Source organism: Enterobacter sp. BWH52 (assembly GCF_001037565.1).
Classification (GTDB): domain Bacteria; phylum Pseudomonadota; class Gammaproteobacteria; order Enterobacterales; family Enterobacteriaceae; genus Enterobacter; species Enterobacter hormaechei_C.
On sequence record NZ_KQ089854.1, the window covers coordinates 64,961 to 80,286 of the forward strand.

The following is a 15,326-nucleotide window of genomic DNA, read 5'->3' on the forward strand; positions in this document are numbered from 1 at the left end:
TGCCCTACGTTTCAACCACCGTGAAAGAAACGTGCCGGCTGCGCTTCGGGGGATAAACTCGCCGCTAAACCGTTGTCTTCATTGCGGCTATTTTGCTCACCGTCGCCTTCACGCAGACGAAACTCTTCGTCCTGAGCGGTAGCCTGCTCCACCAGTTCCGGATTAATCTCGCGTTTAACTTCCACCCCCAGGCTGCGAAACGCCTCCGCCTGCGCCAGCAAATTGCCACGCCCGGAGGAGAGTTTTTTCATCGCCTGGCGGTAGTTATCCTGCGCGCGATCCAGGCTTTGCCCCACCGAGGACATATCGTCCACAAACAGCCGCATTTTGTCGTACAGCTTGCTGGCGCGATCGGCAATCTGCTGCGCGTTACGGCTTTGGTGCTCATAGCGCCACAGGTTGGCAATGGTACGTAACGCCACCAGTAGCGTGGTGGGGCTGACCAGCATAATGTTATTTTTCAGCGCTTCGGTGATCAGTTCGGGCTGTCTGTCGAGCGCCAGCAGGAAGGCTGGCTCAACCGGAATGAACATCAGCACATAATCCAGCGATCGCAGCCCCGGCAACTGCTGATAATCTTTTCTGCCCAGCAGACGGATATGGTTACGCACGGAGGCGATGTGCTCCTGCGACGCTGTTTCGCGGGTGTAGTCATCTTCCGCGTTGAAGTAGCGCTCATAGGCCACCAGCGTCATTTTGGCGTCGATAACCACATCTTTGCCCTGTGGCAGACGAACAATGACATCCGGCTGCATCCGCGAGCGCGCATCGTTTTCAATGCTGACCTGCGTTTCGTATTCGTATCCTTCGCGCAGGCCAGAGGCCTCCAGCACGCGCGTCATGACCACTTCGCCCCAGTTTCCCTGCGCTTTGTTATCACCTTTCAGTGCGCGCGTCAGGTTAACCGCCTCCTGCGCCATCTGCGCATTCAGCTGCTGGAGATTACGAATTTCATGCGCCAGCGTGTGGCGCTCGCGGGCCTCCTGACCAAAGCTGTCCTGTACCTGACGTCGAAAGCCGTCCAACTGCTCACGCAGGGGCGTCAGCAGGCTGTTCAGGCTCTGACGGTTCTGCTCATCCACGCGGCGATTGCTGTGCTCAAAAATGCGGTTCGCGAGGTTCTCAAACTGCTCGCTAAGACGCTGCTCGCTGTTGATCATCTGACGGATTTTGTCTTCGGCGTGCAGTTGGGTGGACTCAAGGCGGGTGGTCACTTCCCGGAGATCGGCCTCCAGCGAGGTGTTAATGTCGCGCAGATTGCGCAGTTCGTTATTGAGCAGTTCACACTCATCGCGCCAGTGGTCACTCAGCGCAAGCTGTTGTTTCGTCGCGCTGAGTTCGGCGACGATCTCTTCGCGCTCTGCCAGCTGATCGGCTTTCTGCTGAGCATGTTGGTAGCCGCAAATGAGCCAGCCAATCCCCACGCTCACCAGCGCAACTACCGCATAAACCAGGATTGAGATATCCACAATGCCCCCTGCATCCACGTCTAACCCGCACAAAATAGAATTGTGCTGTATGAACGTCCAGTTTGAAAGGGTTTTCCTGCGAGGCGTTACGCAAAAGAAAAGGCCGAGCATGTCGGCCTTTTAGCACTGAAGAGAGAATTAGATCAGGCGGCGCGCCGCTTCAACCACGATTTTCACCGCATGGCTTTCAGTCTGCTTCATGGTTTCAGCGTTCGGGATCTCCTGTTGGGTACGGTTGACGATAACGCCCGCCACCATACCGGCACGCAGACCCTGGCTCGCGCACATGGTCAGCAGCGTCGCAGATTCCATTTCGTAGTTCATGACGCCCATCGACTGCCACTCTTCCATGGAGCCTTTGAAACGGCTCACCACGCGACCAGAGAAGGTGTCGTAACGCTCCTGGCCCGGGTAGAAGGTATCGGAAGAGGCAGTTACGCCCACGTGGGTGGTGGCGCCCACGGATTTCGCGGCTTCAACCAGCGCGGTGGTGCATTCGAAATCGGCCACTGCCGGGAATTCCATCGGAGCAAAGTGCAGGCTTGCCCCGTCCAGCCGCACGGATGCGGTGGTAACCAGCACGTCGCCCACGTTGATGTGCGGCTGAATGGCGCCTGTGGTGCCGATGCGCAGGAAAGTACGAATGCCCAGCTGCGCCAGCTCTTCAACGGCGATAGAGGTAGACGGGCCACCAATACCGGTAGAGCACACGATCACCGCTTTACCGTCCAGCTCTGCGCGCCAGGTGGTGAATTCGCGATGCGCTGCCAGCTTAACCGGCTTATCCATCAGCGCGGCGATCTTTTCCACACGCTCTGGATCGCCAGGGACGATAGCAAGCGTAGCCCCTTGTAAATCGTTTTTAGTGAGGCCGAGATGAAAAACATCAGACTTAGACATAGGTGACTCCTCTGTGGGTCGGTTTGTCAGAAGAAGTAAAACGGTACTTTACAGAAGCAATGTGCATTATTTCGTGACGCACCTCACCATGAATGAAAATGATTGCAGTTAATTTCCATAAAATAGTGATTCACATCACATTAACAAGTTATATCGCCGGGTGCTGCACAAAAGATAGACGCTATAAGGCACTGTGGGTTGTTAACCTGGTGTCTATATTTATCTTTGCGCTAATCCATTCATTGGTACGGAGAATGCCATGACTGAAAAAACCGGTTTTGCACCTGCTGCGGCCCCGCACGCTTCAACCATCGTCTCACCCCCTGAAGAAGCCATTACCGCAGGCGAGACCTCCATTCCCTCCCAGGGAGAGAACATGCCAGCGTACCACGCGCGGCCAAAATCTGCCGATGGCCCGCTGCCCATCGTGATCGTGGTGCAGGAAATATTTGGCGTTCATGAACATATTCGCGACCTCTGCCGCCGTCTGGCGCTGGAAGGTTACCTGGCCGTTGCGCCGGAACTCTATTTCCGTCAGGGCGATCCGAATGATTACAGCGACATCCCGACGCTGTTCAGCAACCTGGTCAGCAAAGTGCCGGACGCGCAGGTACTGGCCGATCTCGACCACGTTGCCAGTTGGGCGGCGCGCAACGGTGGCGACCCGCACCGTCTGATGGTGACCGGCTTCTGTTGGGGTGGACGCATTAGCTGGCTGTATGCCGCGCACAATCCGCAGTTGAAAGCGGCCGTGGCCTGGTACGGCAAACTGGTGGGCGAAAAGACGCTGAACTCGCCGAAACATCCGGTTGATATCGCCACCGATTTAAATGCCCCGGTGCTAGGGCTGTATGGCGGTCAGGATACCGGCATTCCGCTTGATACCGTCGAGACCATGCGCCACGCGCTGCGGGCGGCAAACGCGAAGGCCGAAATCGTGGTGTACCCGGATGCGGGACACGCGTTTAATGCCGATTATCGTCCGAGCTATCACGCGGAATCCGCGAAAGATGGCTGGCAGAGAATGCTGGCGTGGTTCAGCCAGTACGGCGGGAAGAAAGCGTAATACCAAAAGCCCGGTGGCGGCTACGCCAACCGGGCAATCCAGCCCCACTACGCCTGACGCAAATTCTGCGCCGCCTGCACCATGTTCGCCAGCGCCGCGCGGGTTTCAGGCCAGCCGCGAGTTTTCAGGCCGCAGTCCGGGTTTACCCACAGACGTTCCGCCGGGATGCGCTGGGCCGCTTTTTGCAGCAGCGATTCAATCCACTCCACGCTTGGCACGTTAGGGGAGTGAATGTCATACACGCCCGGCCCGATTTCGTTCGGGTAGTCGAACTCTTCGAACGACTCCAGCAGCTCCATGTCTGAACGCGAGGTCTCGATGGTGATCACATCGGCGTCGAGCGCGGCAATGGAGTCCATGATGTCGTTAAATTCGCAGTAACACATGTGGGTGTGGATCTGCGTGTCGTCCTTCGCGACGGCCGCGTTGAGGCGGAAAGCCTCCACGCCCCACTGTAAGTAAGCATCCCAGTCGCTGCGACGCAGCGGCAACCCTTCACGCAGCGCCGGTTCGTCGATCTGAATGATGCCAATCCCCGCCGCTTCCAGATCCGCCACTTCATCACGCAGCGCCAGGGCGATCTGTTTGGCGATGGTTTCCCGGGAAACATCTTCACGCGGGAACGACCAGCAGAGAATGGTCACCGGCCCCGTCAGCATGCCTTTTACCGGTTTGTCGGTCAGAGACTGGGCATACTTCGCCCACTCCACGGTGATCGCTTCCGGGCGGCTGACGTCACCGATCACCACCGGCGGCTTCACGCAGCGGGAACCGTAGCTCTGGACCCAGCCGTTCTGGGTAAAGACAAAGCCGTCCAGGTGTTCACCGAAGTATTCCACCATATCGTTACGCTCGGCCTCTCCGTGCACCAGCACGTCCAGACCCAGACGTTCCTGCTCGACGATCGCCTGTTTGATGTGTTCCGCAATGCCGGTGCGGTAGTGATTCGCATCCAGATTGCCCTTTTTGAAGTCCAGGCGCAGGCCGCGGATCTCGGTAGTCTGCGGGAAGGAGCCGATGGTTGTGGTCGGCCACGCGGGCAGGTTAAAGCGCGCACGCTGGGCTTCGGCGCGCACTTCATACGGGCTCTGGCGCTGGCTGTCCCGGGCAGTGATGGCCGCCAGACGTTTTTCCACCGCCGGGTTATGCACGCGCGTCGAGTGACGGCGCGCCTGGATCGGAGCGCTCCAGTGGGTAATCGCAGCCGTGTCGCCGCTGTTCAACGCGTCGCGCAGCAGAGCCAGCTCCTCACACTTTTGCAGGGCAAAGGCAAACCAGCTTTTCACCTCAGGGTCGAGTCGGGTCTCCACGCTCAGGTCGATCGGGCTGTGCAGCAGGGAACAGGAAGAGGCTATCCACAATTCACGTTTACCGACAATGTCCTTAATTTGTGCATATTTCTCGGTGAGATCGGCACGCCAGACGTTACGACCATTCACCAGACCGGCAGAGAGCAGCCACTCCGCAGGCAGACGCTTGTGCAACTCTGCCACATCGTCTTTGCCGTGAACGAGATCAACGTGCAGACCCTGAACCGGCAGCGCAGTAATGGTGTCGAGGTTAGGCGTTACGCCCTCGAAATAGGTGGTCAGCAGCAGCTTCACCTGGCCCGTGAGCGCGTCATACGCCGGTTTGAAGGCATCCAGCCACGCCTGCGGCAGCTCAAGCACCAGCGCCGGTTCATCGATTTGCACCCACTGAATACCGCGCTTACCCAGCTCAATCAGCACCTGCTTATAAACCGGCAGAATATCGTTCAGCAGGCTGAGGCGGTCGAACTGCTCACCTTTCACTTTGCCCAGCCACAGGTAGGTGACCGGCCCCAGCAGCACGGGTTTCACCTGGTGACCCAGCGCCAGCGCTTCGTCCACTTCATCCAGAAGCTGGGTCCAGGTCAGTTTGAACTGCTGGCCCTTAACGAACTCCGGCACCATATAGTGATAGTTAGTGTTAAACCACTTGGTCATTTCCGCCGCTGCCGCTGGCTCACCCGTTGGCGCGCGGCCACGGCCGATGCGGAACAGGGTATCGATATCCACCGATCCATCGTTGTTCTGATGACGAGCCGGCACGTTGCCAAGCAGCAGGCTGGTGGTCAGAACATGGTCGTACCAGGCGAAATCGCCCACCGGCAGCAGGTCTACGCCCGCCTGTTTTTGCTGATCCCAGTGACGCGCGCGCAGCTCGCGTCCCACCGCCAGCAGTTCTTCGCGGGTGGCGTTACCCGCCCAGTAGCTTTCTTGCGCTTTTTTCAGCTCGCGACGCAGACCAACGCGAGGGAAACCGAGAGTGTGAGTGCGGATTGTCATGGCATACCCCTTGTAGAAATTCGTTATTTAGACGTCCAGATGTTTACACTTCTATAATTGGCAGGTACTGTATATTCCTCAAGCGCAAAATGTTCAAGCCGAAGTGAAGGACTTTCATGATCGAGATTAAACACCTGAAAACGCTACAAGCGTTGCGGAACTGCGGTTCTCTTGCGGCGGCAGCGGCCACGCTGCACCAGACTCAGTCTGCCCTTTCTCACCAGTTCAGCGATCTGGAACAACGCCTCGGCTTTCGTCTTTTTGTGCGTAAGAGCCAGCCTTTGCGCTTTACGCCGCAGGGCGAAATTTTGCTTCAGCTGGCGAACCAGGTGCTGCCGCAGATTGCCAGCGCGTTGCAGTCCTGCAACGAGCCGCAGCAGACCACCCTGCGCATCGCCATTGAGTGTCACAGCTGTATTCAGTGGCTGACCCCCGCGCTTGAGAACTTCCGCCAGAAGTGGCCGCAGGTGGAGATGGACTTCAAATCCGGCGTCACGTTTGATCCGCAGCCGTCGCTTCAGCAGGGTGAGCTGGATCTGGTGATGACCTCAGATATTCTGCCACGCAGCGGTCTGCACTATTCGCCAATGTTTGATTTTGAGGTGCGTCTGGTGCTGGCCCCGGACCATCCGCTGGCCGCCAAAACGCGTATCACGCCGGAAGATCTGGCAACGGAGACGCTGCTGATTTACCCGGTACAGCGCAGTCGTCTGGATATCTGGCGCCATTTCCTGCAACCCGCGGGCATCAGCCCACAGCTGAAAAGCGTGGATAACACGCTGCTGTTAATTCAGATGGTGGCGGCCAGAATGGGGATTGCGGCGCTGCCGCACTGGGTGGTCGAGACGGTTGAACGCCAGGGTCTGGTGGTTACCAAAACCCTGGGTGAAGGACTGTGGAGCCGGCTGTACGCCGCCGTGCGCGATGGCGAGCAACGTCAGCCAATTACGGAAGCGTTTATTCGCTCAGCGCGGAACCACGCGTGCGACCATCTTCCGTTTGTGCGGAGCGCGGAGCGACCCAGCGGCGATGTACCCACAGCGAAGCCAATATCACCGTTCCCCCAATAAGGAAACTCGGCCAGTGCGGCTGCTCCTGCCAGATGGCGAGGTTCACCAGTAGCCCCGCCGGCACGTGCACGTTGTTCATGATCCCCAGCGTTCCGGCGTCTACCTGCGTAGCGCCGTAGTTCCACATAAAATAGCCCAGCCCCGACGCCACCACGCCCAGCCAGACCAGAACGCTCCACTGCACGGAGGTTGTCGGCAGCTTTTGCGGATTGCCGAGCATAAACCATGCCGCAATCGCGACAATCGCCGCGCCCATATAGAACCACGCAAACGCGTTATGCTGCGGCATCGGGCGGGTCTCCATCAGGCGTTTGTAACCCACCATCCCGATGGCAAAGCTGATATTAGCGAGCTGGACGAACATCAGCCCGGTCCAGAAGTGATCGCTTACCTTGTCATAGCGAATAATCGCCGCGCCAATGACTGCCAGCGCAGCGCTCAGCAGATATCCCCAGCGCAGGCGGCGCCTGCTGAGCAGGTCATAAATCAGCGTGATGTAGAGCGGCGTCAGCACGGTGAAGAGCAGAAATTCCGAGACGGACAGGTAAACGTAGGCCCGGAAGCTGAACAGGTACATGATGCCGAGCTGCATCGCGCCTACCAGCATGTACAGCAGAATAGTTTTTAGCGATTGCCCGCGGGTACGCAGGAACGGCAGGAACACCAGCGCCGCCAGCCCCACGCGCATCAGCACCGAAAAGTAGCTGTCGACCGATCCGGCAAGGTATTCGCCAATCAGACTAAAGGAGAAGGCCCACAGGATAGTCGTGATAATGAGTAGCGCCACAATGCTTGTCTCTCAGAAAGAAGGAGAGGCATTGTAGCGAACTCTTTAGTTGACATCTGAACAATAAAAAATCAAATGAAGATTATTCAAGGAACAGTTTGCGCAAATACTTAGGTACCGCGTTGTCTGCGTTCGTGCCAATCACTTCCAGCTCCGGGTGCAGATCTTTCAGGCGCTGATGCGCGTTCTGCATGATGCAGCCTTTACCCGCCATGGAGAGCATCTCGGCATCGTTCATGCCATCGCCAAAGGCGATACAGTCTTTCAGATCAAAGCCCAGACGCTTCGCGACCGCTTCCAGCGCGTGACCTTTGGACACCCCGCCCGCCATCACTTCCAGACAGGTCAGCGTGGAGAAGCTCACGTTCACGCGGTCGCCCCAGCGGGCGTTGATCGCCTGCTCCAGCGGAAGCAGCGCTTCGTGACTTTCGCAGGTAAAGAACACCTTGCTGATCCCTTCAGGATCCAGCAAACCCGGCTCATACAGGGAGTAGTTGAAGACGGCTTCCTTGAAGAAACGCATTTCGTCCGGGCGATGACGGTTCATAAACCACTCGTCGTCGCGGTAAACGTTAGTCACGATATCCGGGTTGTTATGCACAATGCCGAACAAATCAGTGGCGATGTCACGATCGAGATTATGGGTAAAAATCAGGTTGCCGTCCGTGTCATGTACGCGCGCACCGTTAGAGGTGATCATGTACGACTTGATCTCCAGGTTATCGCGGATCTGCCCCACGTCCACGTGGTGGCGACCGGTGGCGAACACGAAGTTCACGCCACGGGCAGTCAGGAGTTTTAGGGTCTCTTTCGCATAAGGCGACAGGGTGTGGTCGGGGGAAAGCAGCGTGCCATCTAAATCAGATGCAACAACCTGGTACATAGGGATTTCAACCTCTGGTGGAAAACAATAATCAGTTATGCCTGTTGAAAAATTCAACAATGGCGTTGAGCGCGACTGAGCGCATAGCGTCCTTTTCAAAAAGGATCTCATGGTACGCACCGTTGATGACCAGCGGTTTACCCCCTTCACAGGGATGGCCCGCAGCGGCGCGAAGTTCACAATAGCGGTCATGCATGCGGTTATCCACCACACGCTCTTCTTCCGCCTGGATCAGGAGCGTCGGCGTGTCATCATCGCCTACGCCTGCCAGCACCTGTTCACCGGCATGAATACCTTCCCGCACCCAGTGCCAGGTGGGGCCGCCGACCCGCAGACGCGGTTCATCGGCATAAAAACGCAGGTTGCGCCGATAACGCTGCCGACTGTGGGTTAACACGTTGATGGCAAACGGTAACGCCCGCCAGCGTCCTGTTCCGATGGCATAGCCTTCTCGAATGCGCTGATGGCCCTCAGCCCAGTCGAGAAGATGGCGCACCATCCAGTCAGGAAAACGTATCACAATGCCGTACATCGGCGCGGTCAGCGCAATGGCGTCGCACTGGTGCTTATGGCGCTGCAAAAACAACGTCGAGATCGCGCCCCCCATGGAGTGGGCAAGAATATAACGCTTGCGCCACGGCCCGGGCTGCACTTCCTGCTGCCAGAACGCGGCCAGATCGTCGACGTAATCGCTGAAGTTATCCACGTGGCCGCGATGGGTATCCGGCAACATCCGGCCGGAAAGCCCCTGCCCGCGATGGTCGATAATTAACACATCAAAGCCCAGATGGAACAGGTCATACGCCAGCTCGGCATATTTGATATAGCTTTCGATGCGCCCGGGGCAGACCACAATCACCCGGTCATTTTTTTCATCACGGAAACGAACGAAGCGTACCGGGATTTCCCCGACGCCCATAAACTCATCTTCCTCACGCTGGCGCCAGAAATCGGTCAGCGGCCCCATGGAGAAAGCAGCAAATGCGTTTTCTCGTGTTTCCCAGTCCTTTTTCTGCTGAAACATTGGGTTTCCACCCCCCGTAATTCAGGGAATATCGTTTTTTTCGTCACCGGTCACAAAATGACTCAACAATAGCGTATTGTGGCATAAAAACAGACGATCCGGGAGTTTCAAATGACCTTCGAGTGGTGGTTCGCCTACCTGCTGACATCCATCATCCTCAGCCTTTCACCTGGCTCGGGCGCAATCAACACCATGACCACCTCAATTAATCACGGCTATCGCGGCGCGGTGGCGTCAATCGCCGGTTTACAGACCGGGCTTGGCATTCATATTGTGCTGGTGGGGATTGGTCTGGGCACGCTGTTCTCCCGTTCGGTGCTGGCCTTCGAGGTGCTGAAATGGGCTGGCGCAGCGTATCTTATCTGGCTGGGCATTCAGCAGTGGCGCGCCGCTGGCTCGATTGATCTGCATACGCTCTCCCGGACGCAAACACGCGGCCACCTGTTTAAGCGCGCGGTGTTCGTTAACCTGACCAACCCGAAAAGCATCGTGTTCCTCGCCGCCCTGTTCCCGCAGTTTATCGTGCCGCATCAGCCACAGGTGATGCAGTACGTGGTGCTGGGCGCAACCACCATTATTGTCGATATCATTGTGATGATTGGTTACGCGACGCTGGCGCAGCGAATTGCGGCGTGGATCAAAGGGCCTAAGCAGATGAAGGCCCTGAACAAAGTCTTTGGTTCGCTGTTTATGCTGGTTGGCGCGCTGCTTGCGTCAGCGCGTCATGCTTAGCGAGAAATGATGAGATGAATGCCGAAGCCGGCGAACAACGCGCCGGCGAAGCCGTCGATCCACTTCGCGATGCGCTGGTAGCCGCGACGCATCGCCGGTAAGGCAAACAGGCTTGCCACAACGGTAAACCAGGCGAACGTTTCCACAACGATCAGCAGGAAGATCCCCCAGCGCGCGCCCGCGCCGACGTTATCCCCCACAAACAGCGAGAATACCGAGCCGAAGTAAATAATTGCTTTCGGGTTCGCCAGGTTGGTCAGCAGCCCTTTCACAAAGCTACGGCCGCCCGTTGCCAGCTCAACCTTTGGCTCTTCCGGCTTGTTCTCTTCTTTCTTCAGCGCCCCGCGCAGCATCTGGTAGCCCATCCAGCACAGGTACAGACCGCCGCCAACCATAATGATGTTATGCAGCCACGCCATTTTCGCCAGGATCAGGTTCAGACCGAGCAGCGCAACCGCCGCCCAGACCATGACGCCCATGGTAATACCGAGCACACCCATCATCGCCTCTTTGCGGGAGCGGCTGACGGCCGTTTGCGACACGAAGAAAAAATCAGGGCCTGGGCTCATCAGCGCAACGATGTGCACTAACGCCACGGTGAGAAATAGCATTAACATAATTAGCTCGCGGGGAAATAATACAGTGAGTCACCATCCTGGCACTTTTTAGCCCGGCTGACTACTCCTCATCATCACCATCAGCGTGGGAACGGATGAGCGCCATAAACTCTTTACCGAAGCGCTCCAGCTTGCGCGTGCCGACGCCGTTGACGCTGAGCATCTCGCTGGCGCTGAGCGGCATTTGCTCGGCCATCTCGATCAGCGTCGCGTCGTTGAACACCACGTATGGCGGGATGTTCTCTTCATCGGCAATAGCTTTACGCAGCTTACGCAGCTTGGCGAACAGCTTGCGGTCGTAGTTACCGCCGTAGGATTTTTGCATCACGCGCGGCTTCAGGGCGACGACGCGCGGAACGGCGAGCTTCAGTTCAACCTCGCCACGCAGGACAGGTCGCGCCGCTTCGGTCAGCTGAAGCGCAGAATGCTGGGCAATATTTTGCGTGGCAAAGCCGAGGTGGATCAACTGGCGGATAATACTCACCCAGTGCTCATGGCTCTGGTCTTTCCCGATGCCGTAAACCGGTAGCTTGTCGTGACCCATATCGCGGATACGCTGGTTGTTAGCCCCGCGCAGCACTTCAACGACGTAGCCCATCCCAAAGCGCTGGTTCACGCGTCCGATAGTCGAGAGCGCTTTGCGCGCGTCCATCAGGCCATCGTACTGCTTCGGCGGGTCGAGGCAGATATCGCAGTTGCCGCACGGCGCCTGACGCCCTTCACCAAAGTAGTTGAGTAACACCAGACGGCGGCAGGTTTGCGCTTCGGCGAAGGCCCCCATCGCGTTAAGCTTGTGGCGTTCGATATCCTGCAACTGCCCCTGCGGTTTCTCTTCCAGACAGCGGCGCAGCCACGCCATATCCGCCGGGTCGTAAAACAGCATCGCTTCCGCAGGCAGACCATCACGCCCGGCGCGGCCGGTTTCCTGATAGTAGGATTCGATATTGCGCGGAATGTCGAAATGCACCACAAAGCGCACGTTGGGCTTGTTGATCCCCATCCCGAACGCCACCGTTGCGACCACGATTTGCAGGTCGTCGCGCTGGAATTTTTCCTGCACATCGGCGCGGATGTGGTTCTCTAACCCGGCATGGTATGCCGCCGCGCTAAAGCCGCGATTTTGCAGACGCGCAGCGGTGTCTTCCACCTTTGCGCGGCTGTTGCAGTAGATGATGCCGGACTTGCCGCGCTGCTCCTGCACGTAGCGCAGGAGCTGATCCAGCGGCTTGAACTTTTCCATCAGCATATAGCGGATGTTCGGGCGGTCGAAGCTGCTGACCTGAATATACGGGTCGTTCAGTCCCAGCAGGCGAACGATGTCCTGACGCGTGGTGTCGTCCGCCGTGGCGGTAAGCGCCATAAACGGCAGCTCGGGGAAGCGCTGACGAAGCTGGCCGAGGGCGGCGTATTCCGGGCGGAAATCGTGCCCCCACTGGGAGATACAGTGCGCTTCATCCACCGCCAGCAGCACCGGGTTCCAGTGCGCCAGGTGGTCGAGGAAGTTGTCCAGCATCAGGCGCTCTGGCGCGATATACAGCAGGCGAACCTGTCCGGTGCGGCACCCGGCCATCACCTCTTGCTGCTGCTCGCGAGTTTGCGTTGAGTTAAGACAGGCCGCCGCCACGCCGTTGGCGAGCAGCTGGTCGACCTGGTCTTTCATCAGGGAAATAAGGGGTGATACCACAACCGTCAGGCCATTAAGCACCAGCGCGGGCACCTGATAGCAGAGCGATTTACCGCCGCCGGTCGGCATGACCACCAGGCAATCGCGGCCTTCCAGCACGGTTTCAATGATGGTTTCCTGGCCAGGACGGAACTGCTGGTAGCCAAAGGTTTCATGCAAAACCTGTTTAGCCAGCGATTCCTGATTCAATACTTCCGCCTGCGCCACGTTAACCCCATATGCCAGAAATGAAACAGGCGCTATTTTCAGCGCCTGAGAGAGAAACTTCAACGTTTAACGCAAAAACATTCGAGCAGCTTAGAAAATATCGTTCAGCATGACGCCCACACCGACGCGGGTCTGGTTGAAGTTGTAGTCGATCAGCGATTCGCCGTAGCCGCTATACACCTGGGTATAGAGACGCACGTGTTTCGTTACCGGGTAGCTCAGGCCCAGCTCTGCACCGCCGTAGCCGGTATTCCAGTTGTACTGGCCTTTGGCGCTCAGCACCGCGTCACCCAGCTGATAGCCCACCTTAAGCTGATAGTATCCCATGTATTTGGTGATATCCGGGTTGTCATCGGTGCTGCCTACTACGTACCACGGCTTCACTTCCACCATGAAATTGCCGTTCTGCGCCATCAGACGCGTATAGATGCGGTTCCAGCTGCGTGAGGTTGGGTCGGAACGACCGTTGGAATCGTGGTTATAGCCCACCTCCACGTCTCGCAGCGTCCAGCCTGCAAACTCATAATCGGTGGCGAAACCGAGGAACAGCTGCGGTTCATAGTTGGTTTCGCGGAACGGTGATGACTCCCCGCTGTTGGAGAGTTGCCACCATGACTTCTGCGTGTAGGACGCGCCAAGTACCGAGTTCGGCCCCAGGATGCCGCGCCAGAACGGGAAGGCGAGGCTGAGCTGGAACTTCACCTCATCTTTACGCGCATTATCAGACCAGTTATAGGAGCTTATCGCCTCTTTGTTGAGATCGCTGGTCTGGGTGTAGATCACGTAGTTTGTGTCATACGGGTACAGCGTGAACGGATTGTCATGCTCCTGAAGCATATTGGCGATGATGCTGCCCTTAACGGCAGGTTTATCATGCACCTCTTTGATCGTCGCTTCCTGCGCATATGCTGTGAGGGGCAGCGCAACCGCCGCCAGTAACCAACCCAGATACGTCCGCATCGGTGGTGTTCTCCTGAAATGGTGACATTTAATGAATAGTTTTGTCCGGGCATTCTACAGACTTCTGCGATAACTTCCGCTTCCTCGTTTCTTAAAGTGGCATTCCTTTATCCTGAAGCATAAAATCAACATTTTGTTAACAACAAGGATGCCACGTCAGATGTCAGCCACACTCACCGCCGAAGAAACCTTAAAGCTCGTGGGCGAGATTTTTGTGTACCACATGCCGTTCAACCGTGCACTGGGTCTTGAGCTGGAGCGATACGAAAAAGACTTCGCTCAGCTGAGTTTCAATAATCAGCCAATGATGGTCGGTAACTGGGCGCAAAGCATTTTGCACGGCGGGGTAATTGCCTCCGCGCTGGACGTGGCGGCCGGTCTGGTGTGCGTGGGCAGCACGCTGACGCGCCACGACACCATCAACGAAGATGAGTTACGCCAGCGCCTGTCGCGCATGGGCACCATCGATTTACGCGTCGACTACCTGCGCCCAGGACGCGGAAACCGCTTCACCTGTACCAGCAGCCTGCTGCGCGCCGGGAATAAAGTTGCCGTCGCCCGCGTTGAGCTGCATAACGAGGAGCAGGTTTATATCGCCAGCGCAACCGCCACTTATATGGTGGGTTGAGACGGCAAATTCGGGTAAAATTACTTCACTTTTTTGTAACGGATTTTCCCGATGGATGCTAAACAGACGCGGCAGGGCGTTTTACTCGCCCTTGCCGCTTATTTTATTTGGGGTATAGCACCGGCGTACTTCAAACTTATCGCCTATGTCCCGGCGGACGAGATCCTCACTCACCGCGTCATCTGGTCGTTTTTCTTCATGATTGCGCTGATGAGTATCAGCCGTCAGTGGTCAGGCGTCAAAACGCTGCTGAAAACCCCGAAGAAGGTCTTCCTGCTCGCCCTCTCTGCGGTGCTGATTGGCGGAAACTGGCTGCTGTTTATCTGGGCGGTGAATAACCATCACATGCTCGAAGCCAGCCTGGGCTACTTTATTAACCCGCTGGTCAATATTTTGCTGGGGATGATTTTCCTCGGCGAGCGCTTTCGCCGGATGCAGTGGGTGGCAGTGATTCTGGCCTTCTGCGGCGTGCTGGTACAGCTGTGGACCTTCGGCTCACTGCCGGTTATCGCCCTGGGGCTGGCGTTCAGCTTTGCCTTCTACGGCCTGGTGCGTAAAAAAATCGCCGTGGAAGCGCAGACGGGAATGCTGTTTGAAACCCTGTGGCTGCTGCCTGTCGCCGCGATCTACCTGTTCGGTATTGCCGACAGCGCCACCAGCCATATGGGCAGCAACCCATGGTCGCTGAACCTGATGCTGATGGCCGCGGGCGTGGTCACGACGATACCCCTGCTGTGCTTCACCGGCGCGGCAACGCGTCTGCGCCTCTCCACGTTGGGCTTCTTCCAGTACATTGGCCCGACGCTGATGTTCCTGCTGGCGGTGGTGTTTTACGGCGAGGTGCCGGGTGCGGATAAGATGGTGACGTTCGCCTTTATCTGGGTGGCGCTGGCCATCTTTGTTGCGGATGCGATTTATACCCAGCGCAGGGTGCGCAAAGGGCTGTGATGTTGCCCTCACCCTAACCCTCTCCCACAGGGAGAGGGAATT

General features: G+C 57.3%; 14 protein-coding genes. 5 read left to right on the forward strand and 9 right to left on the reverse strand.

The genetic code is table 11. The features are described 5' to 3' along the window. Positions 1–11: 11 nt before the first annotated feature. Together rmuC and udp are read right to left on the reverse strand one after the other, a co-directional pair. Positions 12–1,469: a DNA recombination protein RmuC gene (rmuC, locus tag SK47_RS00335; protein WP_048243304.1), complete on the reverse strand. Its 1,458-nt coding sequence runs from the start codon at positions 1,467–1,469 to the stop codon at positions 12–14. Between the two features lie 138 nt (positions 1,470–1,607). After that, positions 1,608–2,369 carry a uridine phosphorylase gene (udp, locus tag SK47_RS00340; RefSeq protein WP_003860792.1) on the reverse strand — a complete coding sequence of 254 codons (762 nt, stop codon included), beginning with the start codon at positions 2,367–2,369 and terminating at the stop codon, positions 1,608–1,610. 259 nt (positions 2,370–2,628) lie between these two features. On the opposite strand from udp, the gene SK47_RS00345 reads away from it, so the two are divergent. Then, entirely contained in the window at positions 2,629–3,435 is an 807-nt protein-coding gene (locus SK47_RS00345) for a dienelactone hydrolase family protein (protein WP_048243306.1), read from the forward strand. A 47-nt stretch (positions 3,436–3,482) separates the two neighbouring features. Here the strand turns inward: SK47_RS00345 and metE are convergent, their stop codons facing one another. Beyond that, complete coding sequence (gene metE, locus SK47_RS00350) at positions 3,483–5,744, reverse strand: 5-methyltetrahydropteroyltriglutamate--homocysteine S-methyltransferase (protein ID WP_048243309.1); 2,262 nt, start codon at positions 5,742–5,744, stop codon at positions 3,483–3,485. Between the two features lie 116 nt (positions 5,745–5,860). Here metE and metR point away from each other — a divergent pair, with 116 nt between their 5' ends. Beyond that, the gene (gene metR / locus SK47_RS00355; RefSeq protein WP_048243311.1) at positions 5,861–6,814 is read left to right on the forward strand and encodes an HTH-type transcriptional regulator MetR; all 954 of its coding nucleotides are present in this window, start codon (positions 5,861–5,863) and stop codon (positions 6,812–6,814) included. On the opposite strand, the gene SK47_RS00360 is transcribed toward metR, so the two are convergent. From SK47_RS00360 to pldB, 3 genes are all read right to left on the reverse strand, one after another. After that, positions 6,702–7,601, reverse strand: a complete 900-nt coding sequence (locus tag SK47_RS00360; RefSeq protein WP_045342698.1) for a carboxylate/amino acid/amine transporter — start codon at positions 7,599–7,601, stop codon at positions 6,702–6,704. The two genes, metR and SK47_RS00360, sit on opposite strands and share 113 nt — an antisense overlap. Positions 7,602–7,683: 82 nt before the next feature. Then, positions 7,684–8,484, reverse strand: coding sequence for a sugar/pyridoxal phosphate phosphatase YigL (yigL, locus tag SK47_RS00365; RefSeq protein WP_023299050.1), 801 nt, complete (start codon positions 8,482–8,484; stop codon positions 7,684–7,686). 31 nt (positions 8,485–8,515) lie between these two features. After that, the gene (pldB, locus tag SK47_RS00370) at positions 8,516–9,508 is read right to left on the reverse strand and encodes a lysophospholipase L2 (protein ID WP_015570002.1); all 993 of its coding nucleotides are present in this window, start codon (positions 9,506–9,508) and stop codon (positions 8,516–8,518) included. Positions 9,509–9,619: 111 nt separating this feature from the next. Between pldB and rhtB the strand changes: the two genes are divergently transcribed. After that, positions 9,620–10,240 carry a homoserine/homoserine lactone efflux protein gene (rhtB, locus tag SK47_RS00375; RefSeq protein WP_003860798.1) on the forward strand — a complete coding sequence of 207 codons (621 nt, stop codon included), beginning with the start codon at positions 9,620–9,622 and terminating at the stop codon, positions 10,238–10,240. Here the strand turns inward: rhtB and rhtC are convergent. The 3 genes from rhtC to pldA form a co-directional block, all read right to left on the reverse strand. Beyond that, entirely contained in the window at positions 10,237–10,857 is a 621-nt protein-coding gene (gene rhtC / locus SK47_RS00380; RefSeq protein WP_023323988.1) for a threonine export protein RhtC, read from the reverse strand. The genes rhtB and rhtC overlap by 4 nt on opposite strands. Before the next feature lie 61 nt (positions 10,858–10,918). Then, on the reverse strand, positions 10,919–12,748 hold the full coding sequence (recQ, locus tag SK47_RS00385; RefSeq protein ID WP_003860800.1) for an ATP-dependent DNA helicase RecQ: 1,830 nt from the start codon (positions 12,746–12,748) through the stop codon (positions 10,919–10,921). A gap of 90 nt (positions 12,749–12,838) precedes the next feature. Next, complete coding sequence (gene pldA, locus SK47_RS00390; protein ID WP_003860803.1) at positions 12,839–13,708, reverse strand: phospholipase A; 870 nt, start codon at positions 13,706–13,708, stop codon at positions 12,839–12,841. 160 nt (positions 13,709–13,868) lie between these two features. Between pldA and yigI the strand changes: the two genes are divergently transcribed. Together yigI and rarD are read left to right on the forward strand one after the other, a co-directional pair. After that, the gene (gene yigI, locus SK47_RS00395) at positions 13,869–14,336 is read left to right on the forward strand and encodes an acyl-CoA thioesterase YigI (protein ID WP_006812366.1); all 468 of its coding nucleotides are present in this window, start codon (positions 13,869–13,871) and stop codon (positions 14,334–14,336) included. A gap of 51 nt (positions 14,337–14,387) precedes the next feature. Next, positions 14,388–15,284: an EamA family transporter RarD gene (gene rarD, locus SK47_RS00400; protein ID WP_017694744.1), complete on the forward strand. Its 897-nt coding sequence runs from the start codon at positions 14,388–14,390 to the stop codon at positions 15,282–15,284. The last annotated feature ends 42 nt before the right edge of the window (positions 15,285–15,326 follow it).